Below are 24,612 nucleotides of genomic sequence, written 5' to 3' on the forward strand. Positions count from 1 at the left end.
GAGAATGGAACTGACTTAAGATATATTCAGTTGCTATTAGAGCATAACAGCACCAAAACTACAGAAATTTACACTCCTATAGCCAGAAATAGTTTTATTAAAATATAAAATCTGTTAGATTTGTAGGTGAACATATTAAATATAAATGCCATATGGGGTTTATGTAATTTTTGTAGGTAATTTAAGAAATGATATGAATAAATATTCTCCTTATTGGATTTTAAATCCTCTAAAAAATGACATAGACATTAAAAATCATGGAAATTGGAATTTTTATACATCTAAAGAAGTCATTGATGGCATATCTCCAGTAAAAGACTTAGGAGCTAAGTTTTATCAAATGTCACATCATCATGTAAGCCTTTATGACCACTGTTTATGGATATTTAATAATTCAGAATTTGATAGTGAAAATAGAAATAAGCTTGCAAGGATTTTAAAATCTGTTGCAGAATCATTTTGTAATTCTCTACTCTCTCAAACGGGAATTATTGTAACACTTGAAAATGGGGATATAATTAAACAACCTGCAACTCCTATACATTACGAATCAATTGGTGGAGAGAATTTAACAAACAATAAACTTATAACAATCATAAACATTACTGAAAGTATTTACCGAAAAAACCTAATTGAATATTTAGCTATTTTCGAATATTTAAGAGAAATTAAAAAATCAAGTACTTTTATAAGCGAATTAGCTTTATGGTCTTTCATTGAACAACATTGGATTGAAAACATTAATAGTAAAAATAGATTAGCCGAAAGTTTAAAAAAACTTAGCACAAAAGTATATGATAGAAAAGAACCTGTTTATGTCTTGTTTAAAGACAACCTAAAAAAGCTTATAGAAAGTACAGGAGGAAAAAAGAGTAATTTATCAGATTTAAGGAATCTTTTAGCACATGGGATATTTTACAAACAAAAAGACTCTTGGGATGACAACCAATGGAACCAATACTTTGAGGTTCATGAATTTCTGAATGAGATGGTTCTTTTGGGACTTGAAAAAGAAATAATTGAATTAAAAAACAAATAACAAAACGCACTACAACACCTTATAAAAATAATGCTTAAGTTTAATCCTAAATCAAAAGGTTAGTGTGTATTTGGACACTTTTATTTTCCTATGGAAATTCTCGGACATACAACCCGCAATTTACCATACACAAAATCGTTGTAAGCTATACGACCAAAACTTTGAAGCGAACTATATGATAAAATTAACAAGCCGACTTTTATTACTCACCCTATTTGTAACAACAATTGGTTGCAATAAATCAGTTGAACAAAAAAAGGCGATACCTCCTCAAGATAAATCTGACTTGAATGTTTCTATAAAAACAGAAAATGTAACTTTCGAGAGTGAGGGAGTTAAATTGGCAGGTACAATTTATAGTCCTAATCATCCGCATTCAGCGGTTGTCATTGTTCACGGCTCTGACCAAGTACCTCGAATGACCAAATTCGCTGAATTGTTGGCTGAAAATGATATTTTGGTATTGACCTATGATAAACGCGGAGTTGGAGAATCTGGTGGAGTTTATGCTGGGCCTGAAGTAGGAACGAATAACATCAGTGTTGAAAATCTGAATCTATTGGCAAAAGATGCAAGTTCTGCTGTTAACTTAATACATAAAAAAGGAGGAAATTTACCTACTGGACTAATTGGGGCGAGTCAAGCCGGTTGGATAATTCCAATTGTTGCAAGTGAAAATTCATTGGTCGATTTTATGGTGTTATTAAGTAGCCCAACAATAACTACTCTTGAACAATTAAGGTTTCAGTTTTATACAAACGGGAGAACAGATTTTTGGGATAATCATACCGAAAAAGACGCTCGCGAACATATCAAAAACGACCCCGACAAATATCAATTTGAAGCTACTGACCCAAAAGAGGTTTTGAAAACTCTTTCAATTCCTGGTCTTTGGGTTTTTGGAGAAAAAGATATTCAAATTCCTGTGAAAATGTGTATCGAGCATCTTAACAATTTGAAATTAGAGAACAAACCATTTGAGTATGTTTTGTTTCCATCACTAGGTCATAATACCAATAAGAGCGAACCGATAAGCATTTCAGTTAATTGGATAAAACAAAAATCGTTGAATATTAAGAATAATAAATAGAAATAAATCACTGCCTACCACACGGTGTATAAGTACTATCGGTTTAAGTGATAAAATAAAGTGTAAACATAAAACAACGGTCAGTGTTAATCTGAAAAGTTAGTGAATAGAAAGCCACGACTAATCATACACAGAACCGTTAGCACCAATTTGAGAATGACAAGAAATTATTCAGCAGATAATGAGTTAAGGGAATTGGATAATTACTATCCCAAGTCTGACTTGAACCACGTTTATCAAAAGAACAGAGACCAAATAATTAATCTGCTAAATACCATTGAAGCCGTCTGGAACACAAGTGAGTTGGATAATGAAAAATTTGAGATTCTATATGAAGGACTTCAAAATTCTTGGACTGCAATTTTTTACGATATTATTGGAAAGGAAATTAACTTGATGACCGGAAAAATCAATGGAGTTGAAAAACTAATCTATAATGGTATTAAGGACAGTAAATGGCGAACAAGATTTAATACTGTCGTGATAATGAAAGGGTTCGAACAGAAGAAAATTAAGAATGAAATAATTGACTTAGGTTTAAGTGATAAAAGCAAAAAAGTAAGAGAAATGGCTTTAGATGTACAAAATCATTGGACTGATTGAAAAACTGATCCCAACATTGTAAAACGCAATTTGATTACGCGCAGTTGGCTGTGCTCGTGTTGGCGGATTCGACTACTATTCGATTGTGATCGGGATAAACCAAGCGGGTGGTGTATACGGCGGTTCAAAAAGAATATTAACCATTGCAGTACAATAGCATACTAAGATACCCTCTTTTCTGGAGCCTGGATTGCGTTATCATAGTTTGTAGCAGAGGACTATAAGCTACCGCCTATACTCCCATGTAGCAAGAAACAGTTTTGTTGAAAAAATCTGTTAGATTTGTAGTAAACATATTGAAAATAAACACTATATGGTGTTTGTGCATTTGTTGTAGGCAAGTGATTAACAAAATAATTTAGAAAAAATAAAGAGATGAAAACAAACATTAAATTATTTGTGCTGGCACTTATGTTTGTTATTCTGGGTATATCCTGCCAGAATCAATCAAAACAAGAGTATGACTTGGTAATCCTTAATGGCCGTGTTATGGACCCGGAAACCAATTTCGATGCTGTTCGTAATGTGGGTATCGAGGATGGAAAAATCGCCGTCATTACAGAAAAGGAAATTAAAGGGAAAGAATCCATTGATGCCACAGGTTTAGTTGTCGCTCCGGGATTTATAGAACCACACGCCCACGGGCAGGACTTTTTCGCCTTTAAACTTTACTTGCGCGATGGTATCACCACGGCGTTGGAACTGGAGCTTGGTGCCTTCCCTGTAGAGGATTTTTATCAATATTTTGAAGGCAGGGCTCAACTCAATTATGGTGCAACTGTTGGTCATGGTTTTGCCCGCATGGCTGTGCTGGATAAGGTTAATCCCAAGGGTAGGGCCATGTATACAGGAGCGCTGGAGGAAACCATGAAGGATGGTTCACACTGGCAGACCAAGACCTACGATCCGGCAGATCTGCCCGCCCTAGAAGAGGCGATCGAGAATGGATTGAAACAGGGAGGTCTGGGAATTGGGTTCGCGGTAGGTTATTACAGTTCAGCGGGCGGGCCGGAAATCATGGCTCTCGCCAAATTGGCAAAAAAATATAACGCTTTCATTACGACGCACGTTCGCTTTCTCTCACAGTTACCTCCCAGTGGATATCTAGGAATTGAAGAAATGTTAACAGCTGCAAAGATGAACGACGTTCCGCTGTTAGTGCACCATGTACCGAGTAACTGCCTCGGTTTAACACCGTTATGTCTGGATGTAATCGACGAGGCTCGGAGACAAGGAATGAATGTGGTTGCTGAATTTTACCCCTATACTTTTGCCAATTCTTACGCCGGTGCCGATTACCTTGCACCTGGCTACGAGCAGCGGATCGGAATGGACCCCTCCGATATTGTCGTCACCGAGACAGGTCAACGTCAAACGGCTGAATCGTTTGCCAAGCTTCGCAAGGAAGCACCCTCAACGGGTGTTCTCATTTACACACAAAAAGATAAAGATATGATGGAGGCACTAAAGCGCCCCGGTGTTTTTTTGGGAAACGATGCCATTCCTTTCATCATGCCTGATGGTAAAGAACCAACCTGGAATACACCATATGGAGTTGGTAAGGGTCACCCTCGTGGTGCGGGTGCACACGCAAAGCTGTTGCGAATAGTACGTGAAGAAAATCCTATCTCTTTGATGGAAGCTATTGCCAAGATGTCGTACCTGCAAGCCAAGTGGTTGGAATCTACGGTACCTCAATTCAAAACCCGTGGACGAGTTCAAGAAGAAGCAACAGCGGATATCACCATCTTCGATCCAAAAACGGTACAAGACAATGCCACTGCGGAAGAGGGCAAGAACACGCTGCCATCTACAGGCATTCCCTATGTCATCGTTAATGGTAATATTGTGGTCAAGGACTCCAAAGTTCTCAAAGACGTTTATCCCGGGCAGGCCATTCGTAATCCGGTGAGGTAAAGGGAAGATAAGATAAGAGACTGTTGATGTAGAAGGTTGGGTCAAGACTTTTGCCATTTCTGTAGTTGAATAAGATGTAGGCCATGCAGCAGACTGGGTAAAAGATAATTATTGAATTGTTAACAGATGAAATACAAGCAAACACCTGCATACCACATACGGTATATTTCAGGCGGTAGGGATGTGCAACTTGAAAGGTTTGCAATACCTATTAAGGTTCGTAACGGTAGAAAGGTAAGTAGTTTCTAATACCGCCCGCAATATACCGTCACCGTTGTAGCACATTAAAATGAACCGAAATATGAAAATATCGACAGGACTAATTTCATTGGGACTTTTAGCGACTTTGATTTACAAGTTGACAGAAGTTCCGGGCGGAATGATTTTATCAGGACTATTTCTTGGTGGAATGTTAATCGCCTTGATTTTGGTTGGCGGATTTATCTTGAGTTGGCTGACAAAATTGATTTTAAAGCAACTTCCGTTTTGGACCGTTTATTTCACAATTACAACGATAGCATTTGCCGTTTTCCATTACCAACTCTATTCCCCGACTTTGAAAATTGTCGTACCTGAGAATTATACGGGACAAGTCAGTCTCATAAAATCGAATGTGACCGAAAACATTTTGACCTTAGATTCAAATGGAATCGGATACTTGAACGAATGGACATTCAAACACACTTATTCAAAACCAATCGTGGTAGACGTGAATGGTAAGAATTTGGAAGAGCAATTGGTAGGGTTCAATAATTCGTCATTTTTCGGATTAGGAAGTTCTACAACCTCAGAAAATCAAATTGAAATTAAATCAAAGTCATTCGAAATAGTCCCTGAAGACAAGACCAACGAAAAACAGTATTACCGCACGAATCTTTCAGAACTCGTGGACAAAGAAAAAATAAAATAAAAACGTGCTACAACAAATGTAGTCGTTGCACAAATGATTAATTGCATAAATACAATATCTAAACAAGCTCTTAAAAGGGCTTTTATTTTACGCTTTAGTTTCGTTGCAAACTAAAATAAAGGCTTATAAAGAAGTGAAATATATCGTAGGAGTACTTTTAGCACAAAACAGACGCCTTGCATACTTGCTGCTCCACTTTTTGTATGTTTTTCTATAAATTTCAGGTACTTCTTCAAATTGTAGGCAATGGCCGAGAGCTGTATATATTTACTGGAGAATGGAACTGACTTAAGATATATTCAGTTGCTATTAGAGCATAACAGCACCAAAACTACAGAAATTTACACTCCTATAGCCAGAAATAGTTTAATTAAAATAAAAAATCTGTTAGATTTGTAGGTGAACATATTAAAAATGAACACCATATGGTGTTTATACAATTGTTAGCTAACATTTGAAAATGAACAAACTGACCACAATTTTACTTCTTATTTTGATACTGGTTAGTTGTCAAAAAAACATTGAACGGATTGACACTGCAAATGAATTACGAGGAAATACATTCAATATGTCTTCAATTGGAGAAAAGGACACGATTACTATTGAATTCAAAGACTCTACATTTACTGTTTTTGAGTATGATGATAGAAGTTTACCTTGGCGAATTGCATCTTTTGAGAATAACAATATATTAGTTTTTGACAGTCGAGTAATTGCAATTGAGCAAATTGATAAGAACACTCTAAAAGGACTTTTAATATCCGAAAAGGACTATGAAATCATTCTTGAGAAAAGACAACTTCAATGGAATAAAGAGTTGCTAAATGGAATTTGGATTGAGGAAAAAAATTATGATTTGTTCTTTAATGACAGTATAGTAAAGCCACCATTACCACCTGCACCACCAGGAATAACCGAAAGTGATTTTCAATACCCACCTTTTTATGAAATTAAAGGCGATACTATTTCTGCATCATATTTTTATCAAGTTTCCAAATCTGGAATTGACATCAGTAATACAACAGAATTCTTAACCCTGGAATTACAAAGTGATTTGGATAAGGTTGAGAAACTATGGAAAATAAAAAAGCTGACCGACAGCATAATGATTATCGACAGAACTATAGAAAAAGAAAATAAAAAGTTTAGTATCTTAACGACAACTGAAGAAAATATAAAACTGATTAAAAAACGTTAGCTAACACCGGCTATAGTTCATTGCTTCTGACCTTCCTCTCGGAAAGTCCTCGCAAATTTGCTATCTTCGATTTACGGCGGAAAATCCTCGCGGATTTTATTCATGATATATTGATTGTTTAATTAGGTATTCATTAATCCTTTGGATTTCACGTACCGAAACCATAGCCAAACCGTTGTGTGTCATACCCGAAGAACGTAAATTGAATTTAAAACGGACAAAAAAACTGAAAAACAAATGTTTATTATAAATCTGACTTATAAAACGGAACTTGAAAAAATTGACCAATTTCTGATTGAACATATTGAATTTCTAAATGAACAATATGAATTAGGACATTTTCTCGCCTCAGGACGAAAAATTCCAAGAACAGGAGGAATAATTCTGTCTAATGTTAAATTACAATCAGAATTGGAAAAAATTATTGAAAAAGACCCTTTCAAGAAAAATGAATTAGCGAATTACGAGTTGACTGAATTCGTGCCGACTAAAACTTGTGAAGAACTGAATTTCTTGATGAAATAAAAAAGTACGAACACAATAATGGCTATAAGAAATTGCTTGTTCTCGCCTACTTCTGAAAATCTTCCGGGATTTTCAGCTTGGTGTGTACTTGTAAAGTTAAGTGCTAAACCACGCAACGCCTCTTATACAAACACGTTACCTTTCATAACCATAACCATGAAATATATTATTCTAGTATTAACATTTATAACTTCATTAACTTCAATTGCTCAACCAACCATAAGCTTCACTTTCGATGACGGCAGCATGTCGAAACGTGCTGGCTATGAGTTTGAAGAATGGAATAATATGATTTTGAGTGCTTTGGAGGATGCTGAAATCCAAGCGGTATTTTTTGTCAAAACCGAAGGAAAGTCTAATGCTCAGGGAAGGCATCTTTTAGAAACATGGAACAACAAAGGGCATTTTATTGCTAACCACACTCACTCGCATCCGAATTTTAATAGAGAAGAAATCAATGCAGAAGATTTTCGAATAGAACTTTTAAGGGCTGACTCCTTGATTAATTCCTTGAGTAACTACACCAAACTATTCAGATTCCCATATTTAAAGGAAGGAAACACAACAACTGAAGTAGATAGTATTCGGCAAATCATGAAATACTATGGGTATAAAAATGGTCATGTTACAATTGATGGGTCGGACTGGTATATTGACAGTCGATTAAGAAAGAGACTTAATCAAAACCCAAAGGCCCATATTGAAGATTTCAAGGATTTCTATCTGGAACACCTATTTGAACGTGCTAACTACTATGAAAACTTGTCGCTAAAGCTTACAGGTCGACATATCAACCATACGCTACTTCTTCATCACAACCTTGCAGCCGCACTTTTCTTAGATGATCTTATCGCAATGTTTAAATCAAAAGGTTGGAATGTGATTTCAGCCGATGAGGCTTTTAAAGATTCTATTTATGAACAAACTCCTAACCATGCAGGAGAAAGCTTAATTTGGGCTTTGGCTAAAGACTCTGGAAAATACGAAGATGAACTTAGATATCCGGCAGAAGACAGCAGGTATGAAAAGAAACGAATGGATGAGCTTGGACTTTAATAACGAAAGGTAACAGACACTAAAATGAAGATGCAAACCAAGCCATTTGATATGATATTACAAACCAGAAACTCCCGTGATTTTAGCAAGGGCAGCAGACTCATTTTAGTTAAGCGTTGGCACCAATTTGAAAAATGAGCATCTTAGAAAATAAAAAGCATTTCCTTCACAAACATCTTACTTTTCTTGAATCATATGGAAAGGAAGGAAAAAATGGTGGATTTGAGAATTTATTAAAACAGCTTGGAATTAAAGTTGGCGGAAAAAGTTGGGACGATGACCACTCAACAATTGATTGGAATTTAACGAATAATCATTTTCAATTCTTCTTCGATTATGAGAATAATGAGACGGAAATTAAAAATTGGCTAAAAAAAAGTCCAATATCCAGATATGAGACACTTTTGACTTGGCTATCTTGGGAAGACCCAATTATTCGAGTTAAATCAACTGATTTTATTGAAAATTGGGAGGAATTTATTATCGCCGGAGGTTGGGATGGACTTATTTTGACCACAGAGGACGGAAAATATTATTTAGAATTTACCGACACTTGGAAATTTCATTTGAACAGTAATTTTGAAATAAAACCTGGCACGAAAAAAATAAAAGCTAGTAGGTAACACCGCATATTATTTTTTAGGAGTTCATCAGTCGTTGCGCTCGTGTCTGTGGATTCGACTCCCGTTCGATTGTGCTCAGGATAAACGAAGCGGGTGGTGGAAACGGCGGTTCAAAAGAATATTAACCTTTTCCGTACAATAGCATACTAAGATACCTTCTTTTCTGGAGCCTGGATTGTATTATCATAGTTTGTAGCATAGGACTTTAAGCTACTAACTATCCTCCCATGTAGCAAGAAACAGTTTTATTGAAAAAATCTGTTAGATTTGTAGGTAAACATATTAAAAATAAACACCATATGGTGTTTATGGAATTGTTGTGGCCAATTTGAAATAAACACCCGATTAATAATGAAATCGGGCGAAAATTTAAATTTTAGCTAATGCTATTTTTATTCCCATAACTATAAAAATCAAACCACTTAATTTATTTAACCAACGTCCTGATTTAGGAATACTTCTTAACTTTTGACTGAAAACACTTGCGAATAATGTCAATATCAAAAACCATACAATCCCGATTAAGGCATAAGTTATGCCCAATAATAGGAACGGAATAGGATTATCCATTTGATTTACATTAATAAATTGAGGAAAAAAAGCTAGAAAGAATAATGCAACTTTCGGATTTAAAGCATTAGTTAAAAATCCAGTCCAAAAATCATTTTTTGAATTTTTGTTTAACTTATTTTTATCAGTTGGAATAAATTCCTCTTTGTTCTTCAACTTTAAAAATCCCAAATAAATCAGATATCCTGCACCAAGAAATTTGATTAAAGTCAATGCGAAAGTAGATTTTCCAATAAGCACCGACAAACCTAATGCAGCAAAAAATGTATGAACCAAAACACCTGCATTTACTCCAAAAGAAGCGTAAACACCTGACTTTTTTCCTTGACCAATTGACTTATTTAAAACAAAAACCGTGTCAATTCCAGGTGTCATAATAAATAACAAAGCCGTTACTATAAATGTCATTAAATTTTCAATTCCCATTGTGTTCAATCTTTTAGAATTAATAAAATATTATCAACAAAGAAACAGTTTTGATATACTTAAAAAAATACATATTATTGATCATCTAATGCAAAAACAGCATTATTAATGACGATTCAACAAATAAAATATTTTTTAGCACTTGCCAAAGAGCTTCATTTCTGGAATACGGCAGAGAAAGTTTTTATATCACAGTCTTCATTAAGCAGACAAATCCAAGCTTTGGAAGATGAATTACAAATACAACTTTTTGAACGGGACAAAAGAAATGTCAAGCTTACAAATGCGGGTAAATTTCTTCAAGAACATTGGACAGAGAAAATCAACGAGTTTGACCAAATTATAAGGCATGCAAAAAAAATTGACGAAGGAAAAGCGGGAACTATCTCTATATCGTATCCGGGTTCTATAGCTTATAAGTTTTTACCAATTTTTTTGGAGGTTTTAAGCAACAATCTACCCGATTTAAAAATAGAATTAACGGAACCGACAGACGAAAATCACGAAAAGCTTTTATTAAACTTTCAAACCGACATAGCATTTAGTAGAGACAAAATCAAAAATGCAAATATCGACTCTCAAAAACTTTATTCTGAACCAATATGTTTGGTTGTTCCTAAAAACCATAGGTTAAACAAAAAAGACAAAGCTGGATTAGAGAACGAAAAGTTCATTATTTCTGGTTTACACCAAACCACTTTTTTTGCTTCGTTATTAAGGTCGTGGTTTTCAAAAAATGAAATCGAACCCGAAATCATAATTGAATCGGACTTTGGAGGTATGATAATAAACCTCGTTTCTAAAGGGCTTGGAATCTCAATTTTACCTTTGTCATTTAAATCGGCACAAGTAGAAAATGTTGAGTTTATAGAATTAGAGGAAAAAATAGATTTATACATAAACTGGCGAAAAAAGGAACTGAACAACACGATTAAAAAAGTAATTGAACTTGCTAAAAATGTTGCATAAAAATAAAAACTGGTGCTTACAACATATATAAAAAATAGCGGTTTAATCGCTTAATCAAACAAAATGAATAAATTAAAGGTCAGTAACTATCCGAAAAGTTCGTGTGTAAAATCCGCTACTTTTCATATACAAGACCGTTGGCAGTAATTCTAAAATTCATGAAAAAATACCTACTTCGAACAATCATGGTGCTTATCGGATTCAATTGTTCCGCTCAAAGTATAGCGACCGCCTTAAGTCATGATCGTAAACCAGATATTAGAGAAAAACCCCATATTATCGAAATAACTACCACGACAACGTATTACAGAAAAAATGTAATGGAAACTTTAAAAACAGTTTCGACTTATAATATTCAAAATATGTTGGTATCTGAAATAAAATATGATAATGAAGAAAATATCAAGGCAAGATTAAACTTCATTTATGACTCAACAAATGCTAAAAGTATTACCAGAAAATTTGAAACCTGGAATAGAGTAATTGGCCATTCGGTAGAAATTACAGAGTACGTTTATGACGAAAAAGGTTATTTAATTGAGACAATTGATAAAAATGTCAATAACCAACCGTTTAGGATTAGTTCTTTAAAGAATAATGACCAAGGATATCCTATACAATTAGTATTAAAGGAATTAAATTCAAATTTTAATGGAGTCGAATTTGCTTCCTATGATTTTGACAAAAATTTAGTTAAAATATCTGTTCTCGATGAAAACGGAAAGACACTTTCTACAAATGAAATGAGAATTAATTTTGAAGAAAGGAAATTTAATGATCTTGTCTATAATGATTTTGGAGATTTAATAAAGTCCAATGGAAAGGAATATGAATATAAGTATGACAAATTCAACAATTGGATAAAAAAAACTTGGTATAAATATCTTGATGGTAAAAAAAGAAAGTATCAAGTTTCTACCAGAAAAATAAAATATAAAAAATAACTACAGCCAACAACATATAACCGCAATTTGCTTACGCCATTACGCAGCGCTCGTGCCTGTGGATTCGACTCCCGTTCGATTGTGCTCAGGATAAACCAAGCGGGTGGTGGAAACGGCGGTTCAAAAATGATATTAACCTTTGCAGTACAATACGATACTAAGATAGTCTCTTTTCTGGAGCCTGACTTGCGTTATCATAGTTTGTATTATAGGACTTTGAGCTACTGCTTATCCTCCATGTAGCAAGAAACAGATTTGTCAAATAAATCTATTAGATTTGTAGGTAAACATATTAAAAATAAACACCATATGGTGTTTATGTAATTGCATGTAAATAAAAAATCATGAGGGAGTTCATCATCATTGCAATCTTTTTAACAAGCCTGAATATTGGGTTTTGTCAGGATACAAGTATGAATGAGAAGCTAAATTTGACCATAGAAGCTTACGAAAAAGTATTTGGTTTTTCAGGTACAGTTAAAGTTATAACAGACAATAATAACACCTTTGAGAAAAGTTACGGGCTCGCTAACAGAAGCTTTAAAATCAAGAATACACCTAATACAAGATTCTCCATAAATTCAATCTCAAAAACATTTACGGCTACGGCAATTTTGATTTTAATCGAGGATGGTAGGATCGACATTGAAGCACCTGTTGCAAGATATTTACCTAATTTAGAAACCAATTGGGCGGATAACATAACCGTGCATCATTTGCTTACGCATACTTCAGGTCTTTCGAGAGAATCTGGTGTTCAACCACATGATGAATTGACTTTCCAAGAACAAGTCGAACTTGTCGAAAAACAAACCCTTCTTTTTACCCCTGGAGAGCGATATGAATACTCTAACGCTGGCATCATTTTATTGGGTGCTATTATCGAAAACGTTAGTGGCATGTCTTACCAAGCATTTATTAACGAAAACATCATTCAACCCTTGAACTTGAATAATACAGGTTATTATAGAGGAAGGAATGTTGTTTCAAACCTTGCGGTACCATACCGAATTTCTTCGAATGGATTAGAGTTTGCTCAAAGAAGTAAGCATTATGGAGATAATGCGGGAGGTGGCCTTTACTCAAATCCTTCGGATCTTTTTAAGTTCGTACAGGGTTTGGAGGACTATAGAATTCTTAGTAAAAAATATGTTGACATGATGTTCAAGGCTCATGTACAAAGTGGTGAAAATGATTTTGAAGGTTATACCTGGAGCATTAAATATTTCGGCGATAAAAAGATATATTTTGCAGCCGGTAGCGGTTATGGCTCCAAAAGTGTAATTATTAGAATGGCAGAATCCGGAGGCTTTATAGGAATAACGTCAAACTGGGGAAATACGCCTATACTTCAGCTATTACGTGATTTATATCTTGCTATCACAAATAAAGATGTAGTATTACCTTCTGAAAACAAATTAGCTAACCCCAATTCTTATAAAAGGCAAATTGGAACTTATATTTTCGACAAAAAAGAACTCACTAAGCACTTGGGAATTAAACGGGCTAAAATTGTTTTACATGAAGTTGATGGTCGTTTATTCTTAGACGATGAGTTATTAGCCGAAGAGGCTAACCTTTTGATGCTAACCTATACCAATGAATTGAAAATCAAGTTTAATGGTGATAAAATGATTATAAATATGAATGACAATACCATCGAAGGGGTTAAAAGGCATCGAATCAACTAGTTAACCTGCCTTTCGGAGAGAAATGAAGTGAGCTTCTCAAATATTTATATTCATAAAGTCCTTATTAAAAAAAGAAACAAAACCCTGAGGCCACCAGCGTACTCTTCGGCTGTCGCTCAGGATAAACCAAGCGGGTCGCATAAAAGGCAGTTCAAAAAGAATATTAACCTTTGCAGTACAATACGATACTAAGATACCCTCTTTTCTGGAGTCTGGCTTGCGTTATCATAGTTTGTAGCATAGGACTTTGAGCTACTGCCTATCCTCCCATATAGCAAGAAACAGATTTGTCAAATAAATCTATTAGATTTGTAGGTGAACATATATAAAATAAACACCCTATGGTGTTTATACAATTGCTATATGCAAGCCTATGAAAAAAATCCTACTTACATTTTTAATTCTAACAGTATTTAGCTGTCAAGAAAAAAAGAAAGAAATTAGTTCTGAAATTTCAATTATAAAAGAAAAGGAAATTAAGAAAAAGAATGAGGTTGTAATAAGTGTAAATGACACTATAAATTCATTTTTCACTAACCTTTTCGTGGATGAAATGCAGGACAATCCTGATATGCTATATCTCGGAAAGAAAGAAAATAGAACATCAGTAACAATACCAATACAAAATACTGTAAAAATTATTGGTGGAGACCCATTCATTTCATTTTTCTATGAATTACAACTTGACAAAGGAGATAGCCTTTTAATCGCAATTAAAAAAATAGACGTTAACCAATCGAAACAAATTGATTATCCGATATTTACATTGTTGAATAGTAATAGAAGGTGGAGTGAAACCAACTTCGATTATATTTTATACAGCTACAATTTAAAAAGCAAAGCAATAGTAATAGATGAAAATAAATTTCAAAATAACAAGTATGATTCAGAAAAAATATACAAAAACTCAATTAAATTACTGGATAGCTTAAAGTCTAATAATAGCATATCAGATAAATTTTATTCAACAAACAGAATTAATCAAAAATTAAAGTTTGCTACTTCCAGGATAAGAGAAGCAAAAAATCAAAATCTAGAGTTAGAAATTGAGAGTTTAGGTGTTAAACTTAATGAAGATAAATTACTTAACAATAAAGAATATGTGAGTTTTTTGAGGGCATTGATGTTATACAAATATTTTAATGAAGATAAACGAGTTAAGAATTCTGTTCTATTTGACTTTGTTAATGAACACGAAACATTTTTGAATAAATCCGCAAAAGACGTTCTATTGGACTCATATCTTAAAAGTATTTTTTTCGTTGAAAAGCCTAAATTTGACAAGTATCTTACCAAGTTTAATTCTGCTAATGAAAATGATGAATTAAAAAACAAATGGAATTCTGTTGTTGCTAATCAAAAGGCGAACTCAAAAAAATTAAACGCAACTAATAGAACTGCAGGGCTGTTGACTAATCTCGTCAACGACAACGAATTGACTTTCGAACAAGTGCTTTCAGGACATAAAGGAAAAATTGTTTTAGTGGACTTTTGGGCAAGTTGGTGTTCGCCATGCAGGAAAGAAATGCCATTTTTAAAAGATTTAAAATCAAAGTTTAATGAAACAGAACTTAAAATTATTGAAATTTCGATTGATAAGGACTATTCAGCTTGGGTAAGGGCATCAAAATTAGAAAACCTTTCAAAAGAAGAAGGAAACTATATAATATCAAATTGGGAGAAATCAAATCTGTACAAAAATTTTAGGATTAAGACAATTCCGAGGTATCTTCTTTTTGATAGAAACGGAAAAATAATTGACGATGATGCACCGAGACCAAGTGAAAATGAACTTGAAGAATTAATAAAGGCCAGCATATAACTCCGTGTATAACTTATTGTGGCTGAAATTCCTAATTGGAATGCATTGCAATTTGCTATCTTGCGGTCACGGTAGAAAATCCTAGCGGATTTTATTCATGATTTATTGATTGTTTAATTAGGTATTCTTGAATTCTTGGGATTTGGGTAACGGAATCATAGCCAAACCGTTGGGCAGCATATGAAAACAAACTTTCTATTAAATATAATAATCGGGTTTCTATTTACCTCTTGTGTTGCACAAAATGAACGGATTGAAAATTTAATAATGGATTGTGCATTTCAATCCTTCGCTGATAATGGTATAGCATACAAGAAACAAATCTCTGACTACGAAAACTTGTTAATTGACGAGAAAATATTGACAGACAATAGCGGGCAAAGCTATCGACAACTTTTAATGGACATTGCAGACGAGAAGGAATTTGACAAAGTTCCATCCAAATTCTTTGTAGTGGAATTACAAAAAATTGAAAAACCTAATTTTGAAGAGGCACAGAAATGCAAAGAAATAATAGTTAAGGATTCTGCCAAATATGATATGACTAAACTCAAAGGTTTCGAACAAGTAATTGATAAGGCTCAATATTCTGGTAATTTCCAACCTGATGCAATTGCGAAAGGCCTTTTAAAAGTGCTGACAGAAGAGGACTTAGAGCTCGATTTCTATAAGTTAAGGACTTTTCTTTTATTCAGCATAATTGATACAAATTCCGGAATGAACAAGCAATTGTCGGATTTTGAAAGCGACCAGACAGAAGTTGATCTGACAAAGGCTTTACGAATAACCCTTGATGATAAAAATCAAATCTTTGTAAACGAAAAGAAAGTAAGCCTCGATGATTTAAAAAAGCTCGTCCGGGAATACGAATCCGAACTTAAATCGGAATCTGTGATTTTATGGAAAACAGACAGAGCAACAATGTATCGAAACTATATTGACGTACAAAATGCGATTGTAGGAGAGATCCAATATTTAAGAAATAAACTAGCTATAGAAAAATATAAAACGGAATTCGACAAACTGATTGAAGAACAGCAATCTGAAATAAAAAATATCTATCCGAAGCGAATAATTGAATAAAATACCTTGCCCAAAGATGTGTAATGCAATTTATTTACGGCATATTATTTTATACGTCTTCATCAGTCGCTGCGGTGGTGTCGGCGGGGTTGTCAGAATCCACACAAAACTGCTAACGCAAGTCCTAAAGCGAAAAATATTAACTTTAATCCCAACTAACCATTATACCGGACTTTTACGCGTGTTACTGACCGAACATTAAATGGATAAAGCAATGACTTTTAGGGAGGCAAATAAAGCCGATATAAAACAAATTCAAATCGTCCGAAACTCTGTGGCCGAAAATACATTATCAAACCCTGATTTAGTAACGGATGATGATTGTTTGGATTTTATAACGAAAAGGGGAAAAGGATGGGTTTGCGAAATTGATAATAAGATTGTCGGTTTTTCAATTGTAGATCTAAAAGAACATAATATTTGGGCTCTATTTGTACATCCATTCTATAGCGAGAAAGGCATTGGAAGAAAATTGCACGACATAATGTTGGATTGGTATTTTAATCAGACTTATCAAAATGTATGGTTGGGAACTGCACCAAATACCAGAGCAGAGATGTTTTATAGAAAAGCGGGATGGACCGAAGTCGGAACTCATGGAAAAGGAGAGATAAAATTTGAAATGACATTCGAAAATTGGAAAGGGAACAGAACAGCAGGTAACGATGTGTAAGTGCAATTTATTCAAGACATATTCTTTTTAGGAGTACATCAGTTGCTGGGCTCGTGTCGGCGGATTCGACTCTCCTTTGGCTGAGCTCAGGGGCAGGCTGGAGTCCACCTGGAATTGCGAGTGTCGGTGCTTAAGCGAAAAATAATTAATTTTAAAACCTTAACTGACGGATATACGATTCGTTACAAGAAAACCTAATAAAATCGGGATATGAAAATTAAACATATTTTTCTGGCAGTATCATCTTGTTTATTATTGTTTTCTGTAATGGGTTTTGCCCAGGAAAAATCACATCCAAATATTATTATAATCATTACCGATGACCAGGGGTATGGGGACCTTGGTATTACTGGAAATCCTCATGTGCAAACTCCCGTAATTGATAAGTTGGCAACTGAAAGTATTAGCTTTAATAACTTTTATGTTTCTCCGGTATGTGCCCCAACCCGTTCAAGTCTTATGACCGGTCGCTATTCGTTGCGCACAGGGGTAAGAGATACGTATAACGGGGGAGCAATAATGGCATCAAACGAGGTGACTATTGCTGAAATGCTAAAACAAGCTGATTACAAAACCGGGGTTTTTGGTAAATGGCACTTGGGTGATAATTACCCGAGCAGACCGAGTGATCAGGGTTTTGATGAATCTCTGATCCACCTTTCCGGCGGAATGGGACAAGTTGGTGATATTACAACCTATTTTAAAGGGGATAAGAGTTATTTTGATCCTGTACTTTGGCACAATAATAAAAAAGAAGCCTACAAGGGTTATTGCTCAGATATTTTCACAGAAGAGGCTATAAAATTTATTGAAAAAAATAATGAAGCACCCTTTTTCTGTTATCTCGCTTTTAACGCTCCTCATACTCCTTTGCAGGTTCCGGATAAGTATTATCAACAATATAGAGGAATTGACCCGGCATCTGGTTTCGAGAACGATAACAGGCCCTTTTCGGAAATGACAGAGAAAGATAAAGAGGATGCCCGAAAAGTGTATGCAATGGTCACAAACATCGATGACAATATTGGTAAACTTTTAAAAAAACTAGATGACTTAAATATTGCAGATGATACACTCATTATTTTTATGACTGATAATGGTCCGCAACAAACAAGATATGTAGGTGGCATGCGAGGTCGGAAAGGGGATGTTTATCAAGGGGGTGTTCGGGTACCATTTTATATTAAATATTCCTCTTTTGAGAAGCAGAAAGATATTGAAACCATGGCTGCTCATATTGATGTTTTGCCGACTATCGCACAGATATGCAATGTTCCATTGCCCACTGAAAGAAAGATTGATGGTAAAAGTCTACTCCCGCTTATTAAGGGTAAGGGGGGTGATTGGGATAACAGATCGTTATTTTTTTACTGGACAAGGCGTTATCCTGAACTTAATTATAATATGGCCTTGCGAAAAGGAAATTATAAACTGGTAGGAAAGACAGATTATAATGCCCCGATTAAGGACTTTGAACTGTTTGACCTTGAAAAGGATCCATACGAACAAAATAATATCGTTTTAGAAAATCAAACAATTGCAAATAATCTTAAGGAAGAACTCCATGAAACTTATAATGAATTAATTGCCTCTGAAAATCTCATTCAACATCCTCGGATTATTATCGGAAGTACCCATGAAAATCCTGTTATCCTAAACAGGAATGACGCGGGAGGACAACGCAGAATTTGGGATCAAGAAGAACTATATGGCAAATGGAGGGTTAGCATAGAAAAAGGATATTACGATATAAAATTTAAATTTATTAAGCCGGTTAAAGCAAATGGCAGGATGTATTTAGAAACCAATGGATTGGTAAATCACGTACTAAATAAAAAAGAGGGGACAGATATCATTGAGATGAAGAATGTCTTCTTTTCAGAAATGGATTGCGATTTGATACCATTCTATGCTATTGGCTCAAAAAACATTTTCCCATTTTGGGTTGAAATGAAAAGGATTGATTAATGCCTATGTGTGTAATTTGAGATGAAAGTAATTAGACTGATATTTAAATTATTGATTGGAGCAGGCATAATTTACGTTATTTCTGTAATGGTTTTAGCATTAAAACCTGGTATCAATGATTTTTTCAACCGGACTGAATTTGTAAGCAGGGAATGGATTAATTGGGAAGATACTGAATCATCGTTTGGAGTAAGATGGAATATGACTCATGATTTAATTCAAAACTATGATTTAATAGGAAAGACCAGGAAGGAAATAGAACAACTACTAGGAAAACCAACTAGGGAAACGAAATACGAAATGAGATACTATCTGGGTTTGACAGGGCATGGAATTAATACAGGGGCTTTGACTTTTGAATTTAAAAATGATCGCGTAACAAAATTTGAAATTTGGCAAGGTTAAAGGCTGTATACAACTTTTGGTATAGTTCATTGCTTCTGATTTTTCTTGTGGAAAGTCCTCTCAAATATGGTATCTTCGGTTTACGGCGGAAAATCCTCGTGGGTTTTGTTCATCATATCTTGATTGGTAAATTAGGTATTCATGAATCCTTGGGATTTTGGGCAACGGAATCATAGCCAAACACGTTAGCTAATATTTGAAAATGAAATCAAAAATATGATTGAAAATAACAATTCTGACCAAGAGAACCCTTGGTTGAAATGGGCTATTGAGCTTCAGTTTATTTCTCAAGCTGGAATTACTTATTCAAAAGACCCTTTTGACTTGGAAAGATTTGAAAGGATAAGAGAAATTTCAGCGGAAATAATGAGTTTGAAATCTGGGTGGAACCTGGACAAAGTAAAAAACGTTTTTTGCAATGAAACAGGTTTTCAAACACCAAAACTTGATACAAGAGCAGCTATTTTTAGAGATAATAAAATCCTTTTGGTTAAGGAGAATAATGGCACCTGGTCTTTACCAGGTGGATGGGTTGATGTTAACGAATCAATAAAATCAAATACAATAAAAGAGGTAAAAGAAGAATCGGGATTTAACGTTAAACCTTTAAATCTAATCGCGGTTCAGGACAGAAATAATCATAATAAACCTTTATATGCTTATGGTGTTTGCAAAGTTTTTGTCCGATGTGAGATTTTGGAAGAAGATGTTGAATTTATTCCCAATATTGAAACAATTGAACGGAATTTTTTTACAGTAGATAGTTTACCTGTACTTGCAACTGAAAAAAATACGGAAGAGCAAATAAAGCTATGCTTTAAGGCAAATTCTTCAGACCATTGGAAAACAATCTTTGATTAATAATAGTTGCACCTAACCATGGCTATGAAATCATAGCGCCCTTCGGGATGTTAATGCATATAGCTAAACCGTTAGTAACACTATAAAATGAACTAATTTGACAATTACTGAACTTATAAGTGACATTGGAAAAATCATCGTTTTTTTAATGATCTTGATGTCCATTTTCTTGATTACTGTCAAGTCTTCAAAAAAACTATCTAACTACCTGTTTGCAGCCTTTCTTTTGGTTACTGCTATTGACTTTTCAGGACTGTTTTTATCGATTCAAAATACTACCTGGAATAGTCTGAAAATCGCTTCGGTTTTGCTACAAATGCCATTATTCTATTTGTATGTGCAATCTGTTTGTTATTTCAACTTCAATCTAAAAACAAAGCACTTACTACATGCCCTTTTATTTTTTGGTATGTTTATACTATTGATGGCTACTTCTGTTTCTGCTGAAAACTATATGCTTTATGAGATAATAAATAAAGTACAGTACTATAGTTATATGGTTGCTGTATTATTCACTTTGAGTCATTTCAAAAAACTATATCAGGAAAACTATTCCGCCAATCATTACAACACCTATAAATGGCTGTTGCAAATCACCATTTTATTTTTAATCGGAAGCTGTTTTGTCTTACTAAGAGGCTTTATCCCAAATGGAGAAAATGACATATTACTAACGAGTTTAAACTTGTTGATATTTGTTTTTGCCTTGTTTGTTGTATGTTGGTTTGTATTAAAAGCGCTTTACAGGCCCAGTTTATTCCTGGGAGTTGACAAAAATTTAAGCCTCCTTAAATCCAAAGAAAAATCAGATACTGAAGTCGAACAAACTTTGGAGCAACTTACCAACTATATGATTTCTGAAAAACCATACCTGGACTCCGAAATTAGCTTACAAAAACTAGCGTTGCTTCTAAATCTTCCGGAGAAACAACTTTCGCAACTTATTAACCAACAAACAGGAAAACACTTTTTTGATTATATCAATGAATTTCGAATAAATGAAGCCAAGATACTCTTAAAGGAAAATCCGGATTTAACTGTTCTGGAAATATTGTATGATATAGGTTTTAATTCAAAATCATCTTTTTACACGGCATTTAAAAAACAGACCTCCCAAACCCCCACGGCCTACAGAAAATCAATGAATTAACAATGGTCTGACTTTAAATCGAACTCTTTTTTTTATGAAAAAGCAGTCCGATTTCCGATACTCGGACTCTTTTTATAGCCTTATGATTCACTTTTGTCCGGAACAAAAGTTATATCAACATGAATCATAAAGTTTTTATTGTTTTCTCACTTTTAATATCGTTATCTACATTTAGTTTAGCCCAAAACAATGCCATTGAACGGGTACCCTACACCAGGATTGATTCTATTTTTCAATCATACTGCAATCCTGATGAACCTGGAATGGCCATTGGAATTGTTAAAGATGGAGAAGTTATTTATAAGGGTTCGAGAGGAATGGCAGATCTTTCCAATAAGCTTTCAATAACTGATACGACTGCCTTTAATATTGCTTCTGTATCTAAACAGTTTACAGCATTATTGGCTCTTATGGCAGAGCAAGAGGGGAAAATTAAGTTGGATGATGACATCAGACAGTACCTGCCAGAGTTAAAGCATCTTCCAAATAAAATTACTATCAAGCAACTTGCGAATCATTCTCACGGTTTGCCAAACTACTCTGATGTAATGGCTATGATAGGTTTTGGATTGTCTTCGCCAATGCGTAACGACCGGGCAGTAGAAACCTTATTGCACGTAAAACGGGTCAACTTTAAAGCTGGTACACAATATCAATATGGAAACTCCGGATTTATGCTTCTTGCTGAGATCTTAAAACGTGTTTACAAAAAGCCATTCCCAGTCCTTATAAAGGAAAAGATATTTAAACCACTCAATATGACTCATACTGATGTAATTGATAACTCCAACGCCATTATCAATAATATCGCAATAGCATACTCAAAGAGGGGTAATGCGTATATGGAATATCCAAACAGACAGATGGAAAGTGGCTCATCTAATGTGCATACGTCATTGAATGACATGATCAAATGGGTGAAAAATTTTCAAAATCCTATAGTAGGTTCTGAGAATCAAATCAATCGGTTATCAAAAAAGACCATATCTATTACTAAAACCGGGGATTTAAATTACGGCTTAGGACTTTATACTGAAACTTACAAGGGGCAAAAATTCGTTTTTCATGGTGGTGGAACTGCGGGATATCGTGCATATGTTTTGCATGTGCCTGAACATAATTTTTCAATCATCACATTAGGTAATCAGCAAAGCTTTGATTGTCTGCATGTAATTTACGATATATTAGAATTGTATTTTGGAACCTATTTTGAAGAACCTACTGCGGAAAAAATCTCTTACACTGAAGAAGCGTTAAAAACATATGCAGGAACCTACAGGTTTCAACCCGGACAGTATTGGACGTTTAAGGCAAAAGGGAAAAATCTCTACTTTGAGGGCGTAGAACAGCCTCTTTCTTCGGTTGGTAAAGGCAAATTTGAATTCTTTCTACCATTTTCGTTTATTACTTTTCACCCAAACGCTCTGGAATTTCGAATCAGTGATATGAATTATCACTGCGAAAAAATAGATTTTAATGTACCTGTTTTTAGTAAAGAAGAACTGGAGGCTTATGTTGGTGTTTTTAAAAATGAGGAATTCAACGTGTTTTATGAGCTATTAATAATCGAAGACCATCTTGTGGCAAAGCATCTAACAAATGGTGAAATTATTTTAACTCCACTATCAAAAAACAGCTTTTATGCTCAATATCCCTTAGGGGAATTGGATTTTCAGCTCAACTCTGAAGGAAAGGTAAATGGATTTGTTTTGAATGGTCAGAATTTCAGTAATCTAAAATTCATGAAAGTGAATTAAAATTTAGCTATATTCATATCAATGAAATTTAGTTCGGCGGAAAGAATCCTGTGGGTTATATTCATCCCGAAATCATAAAAAGTTTTATTTAAGTGAACCGTTAGGGTGATGTTTTATCTTATTAACCTCCAATTTTAGCCATTGAGTACGTTATTACAATTTGAACAATTTTATTTAACGGTAAAGCGCAACCGATGGTATTGGTTGTTTTCCATCTTTTGTCGCGTAAGTTTAGCTTTTGCGTTTATTGTTGCCGGGATGGTAAAGATAGTTGGTGAACGGTTTGCGAGCGGGTTATCGGTTGTGCATCCGATGGGGGCTTATCTTGAAGCCTTGCATCACACGGGTTACTATTATACTTTTATTGGGGTTGCCCAGGTAATAGCTGCTATTTTGTTGTTAATCCCCAGAACGGTTGCCTTGGGTGCCTTGCTTTATTTTTCAATTATATTCAATATCTGGGTGCTCTCGTATGCAGTACGGTTTGAAGGTTCTTTTGTGACTTCTCCTTTGATGGTATTAGCAAACATCTTTCTTCTTGTCTGGAATTATGACCGGTTAAGATTTATTTTACCGATTAAGCAGTTTTCTGCAATCGGGATTTTTGAGAAGCCAAAAAAATACTCCACTAAGTTCCCATGGAAATTTTTTATGGGGGTTTTCCTAACTGTTGTTTTGACCATTGCTTTTGCCGAGTTTGGTTATGAGGTGATGCCAAGGAACTCATTGTCGGATTGTCAGAAGCAATTTAAAGGGACTGCAAATGAAAAGTCGGGGTTTGAGTTTTGTGAATGTATTCATGTTAACGGAAATTCATTGGATGACTGCCTGGAGGAATTTGAGCGGGCAAAAACGAAGATGGATTCCGCAACAAGTGCGGAATGACATGGAGTGGGAGTGCCCAGTGGGGGATGGATTCCGCAATGAATGCGGAATGACAATGAGAGCGATGAAGGCCTAGTGGGAATGGATTCCGCAACAAGTGCGGAATGACATAAAGGAAAAAACAATTTCCTCCTTTAGGGGGTTAGGGGGTAAGAATTTATTTTGTGTTACGTCATTGCGAGCCTTGTGTTAACAAGGCGTGGCAATCTTTTCAAAAGAAGTCACCAACCTTCATAAGATCTCCCAAATTATAATCTATTGTTCATTTTTGTATTCGAGAGGTTATCTATTGTTTTTAAAGGTTCTCATGATGTGCTTCGCAGTTCTTGAAACAAAAACGAACCAAAAAATTCAAGACTGTAATAGGAAATTGCTATCGCACCATTCTTCCCTGGCGCCGGCTGGCTCCTTCGCTAAAAATGTATACTATACATTTTAATAACGCTT

Annotated in this window: 22 protein-coding genes; 21 read left to right on the forward strand and 1 reads right to left on the reverse strand. The window is 34.8% G+C overall.

All coding sequences use genetic code 11. The features are described 5' to 3' along the window. The first annotated feature begins 193 nt into the window (after positions 1 to 193). The 9 genes from BM361_RS10135 to BM361_RS10185 all read left to right on the forward strand — a co-directional run bounded on the left by BM361_RS10135 (position 194) and on the right by BM361_RS10185 (position 8,961). Positions 194 to 1,039 carry a hypothetical protein gene (locus BM361_RS10135; RefSeq protein WP_217643770.1) on the forward strand — a complete coding sequence of 282 codons (846 nt, stop codon included), beginning with the start codon at positions 194 to 196 and terminating at the stop codon, positions 1,037 to 1,039. Between the two features lie 175 nt (positions 1,040 to 1,214). Next, entirely contained in the window at positions 1,215 to 2,129 is a 915-nt protein-coding gene (locus tag BM361_RS10140) for an alpha/beta hydrolase family protein (protein WP_083425921.1), read from the forward strand. 156 nt (positions 2,130 to 2,285) lie between these two features. Further along, a complete protein-coding gene (locus tag BM361_RS10145) occupies positions 2,286 to 2,732 on the forward strand; it encodes a hypothetical protein (protein WP_074978653.1) in 447 nt (148 codons plus the stop codon). A gap of 375 nt (positions 2,733 to 3,107) precedes the next feature. Next, a complete protein-coding gene (locus tag BM361_RS10150; RefSeq protein ID WP_074978654.1) occupies positions 3,108 to 4,649 on the forward strand; it encodes an amidohydrolase family protein in 1,542 nt (513 codons plus the stop codon). Positions 4,650 to 4,950: 301 nt separating this feature from the next. Further along, a complete protein-coding gene (locus BM361_RS10155) occupies positions 4,951 to 5,559 on the forward strand; it encodes a hypothetical protein (RefSeq protein ID WP_139226698.1) in 609 nt (202 codons plus the stop codon). 460 nt (positions 5,560 to 6,019) lie between these two features. After that, positions 6,020 to 6,757 (forward strand): hypothetical protein, encoded by a 738-nt coding sequence (locus BM361_RS10165; RefSeq protein WP_074978657.1) that lies wholly within the window; start codon positions 6,020 to 6,022, stop codon positions 6,755 to 6,757. A gap of 237 nt (positions 6,758 to 6,994) precedes the next feature. After that, entirely contained in the window at positions 6,995 to 7,282 is a 288-nt protein-coding gene (locus BM361_RS10170; RefSeq protein ID WP_074978659.1) for a YciI family protein, read from the forward strand. A gap of 156 nt (positions 7,283 to 7,438) precedes the next feature. Continuing rightward, a complete protein-coding gene (locus tag BM361_RS10180) occupies positions 7,439 to 8,338 on the forward strand; it encodes a polysaccharide deacetylase family protein (protein ID WP_175496575.1) in 900 nt (299 codons plus the stop codon). 134 nt (positions 8,339 to 8,472) lie between these two features. Further along, positions 8,473 to 8,961, forward strand: coding sequence for a hypothetical protein (locus BM361_RS10185; RefSeq protein WP_074978662.1), 489 nt, complete (start codon positions 8,473 to 8,475; stop codon positions 8,959 to 8,961). A 369-nt stretch (positions 8,962 to 9,330) separates the two neighbouring features. Here BM361_RS10185 and BM361_RS10190 read toward each other — a convergent pair whose 3' ends face one another. Next, the gene (locus BM361_RS10190; RefSeq protein ID WP_074978663.1) at positions 9,331 to 9,957 is read right to left on the reverse strand and encodes a LysE family translocator; all 627 of its coding nucleotides are present in this window, start codon (positions 9,955 to 9,957) and stop codon (positions 9,331 to 9,333) included. 108 nt (positions 9,958 to 10,065) lie between these two features. Here BM361_RS10190 and BM361_RS10195 point away from each other — a divergent pair, with 108 nt between their 5' ends. From BM361_RS10195 to BM361_RS10250, 12 genes are all read left to right on the forward strand, one after another. After that, positions 10,066 to 10,926 carry a LysR family transcriptional regulator gene (locus tag BM361_RS10195; protein ID WP_074978665.1) on the forward strand — a complete coding sequence of 287 codons (861 nt, stop codon included), beginning with the start codon at positions 10,066 to 10,068 and terminating at the stop codon, positions 10,924 to 10,926. Between the two features lie 158 nt (positions 10,927 to 11,084). Beyond that, entirely contained in the window at positions 11,085 to 11,870 is a 786-nt protein-coding gene (locus BM361_RS10200; RefSeq protein WP_074978666.1) for a hypothetical protein, read from the forward strand. 344 nt (positions 11,871 to 12,214) lie between these two features. Next, positions 12,215 to 13,561: a serine hydrolase domain-containing protein gene (locus BM361_RS10205; protein ID WP_083425923.1), complete on the forward strand. Its 1,347-nt coding sequence runs from the start codon at positions 12,215 to 12,217 to the stop codon at positions 13,559 to 13,561. A gap of 373 nt (positions 13,562 to 13,934) precedes the next feature. After that, a complete protein-coding gene (locus tag BM361_RS10210; RefSeq protein ID WP_074978669.1) occupies positions 13,935 to 15,383 on the forward strand; it encodes a TlpA family protein disulfide reductase in 1,449 nt (482 codons plus the stop codon). Positions 15,384 to 15,563: 180 nt separating this feature from the next. Continuing rightward, positions 15,564 to 16,466: an ExbD/TolR family protein gene (locus BM361_RS10215; protein ID WP_074978670.1), complete on the forward strand. Its 903-nt coding sequence runs from the start codon at positions 15,564 to 15,566 to the stop codon at positions 16,464 to 16,466. 214 nt (positions 16,467 to 16,680) lie between these two features. After that, positions 16,681 to 17,139: a GNAT family N-acetyltransferase gene (locus tag BM361_RS10220; protein ID WP_074979042.1), complete on the forward strand. Its 459-nt coding sequence runs from the start codon at positions 16,681 to 16,683 to the stop codon at positions 17,137 to 17,139. A gap of 210 nt (positions 17,140 to 17,349) precedes the next feature. After that, entirely contained in the window at positions 17,350 to 19,107 is a 1,758-nt protein-coding gene (locus BM361_RS10225; RefSeq protein ID WP_074978672.1) for an arylsulfatase, read from the forward strand. A 21-nt stretch (positions 19,108 to 19,128) separates the two neighbouring features. Next, a complete protein-coding gene (locus BM361_RS10230; protein ID WP_074978673.1) occupies positions 19,129 to 19,512 on the forward strand; it encodes a hypothetical protein in 384 nt (127 codons plus the stop codon). A 216-nt stretch (positions 19,513 to 19,728) separates the two neighbouring features. Next, entirely contained in the window at positions 19,729 to 20,373 is a 645-nt protein-coding gene (locus tag BM361_RS10235; RefSeq protein WP_074978674.1) for an NUDIX hydrolase N-terminal domain-containing protein, read from the forward strand. Positions 20,374 to 20,470: 97 nt separating this feature from the next. Beyond that, positions 20,471 to 21,523, forward strand: coding sequence for a helix-turn-helix domain-containing protein (locus tag BM361_RS10240; protein ID WP_139226702.1), 1,053 nt, complete (start codon positions 20,471 to 20,473; stop codon positions 21,521 to 21,523). A 119-nt stretch (positions 21,524 to 21,642) separates the two neighbouring features. Continuing rightward, complete coding sequence (locus BM361_RS10245) at positions 21,643 to 23,280, forward strand: serine hydrolase domain-containing protein (protein WP_074978677.1); 1,638 nt, start codon at positions 21,643 to 21,645, stop codon at positions 23,278 to 23,280. A 141-nt stretch (positions 23,281 to 23,421) separates the two neighbouring features. Then, positions 23,422 to 24,165, forward strand: coding sequence for a DoxX family protein (locus tag BM361_RS10250; RefSeq protein ID WP_074978679.1), 744 nt, complete (start codon positions 23,422 to 23,424; stop codon positions 24,163 to 24,165). The last annotated feature ends 447 nt before the right edge of the window (positions 24,166 to 24,612 follow it).

The sequence above is a fragment of the Zhouia amylolytica genome (assembly GCF_900116365.1).
In the GTDB taxonomy this organism is placed as follows: domain Bacteria; phylum Bacteroidota; class Bacteroidia; order Flavobacteriales; family Flavobacteriaceae; genus Zhouia; species Zhouia amylolytica.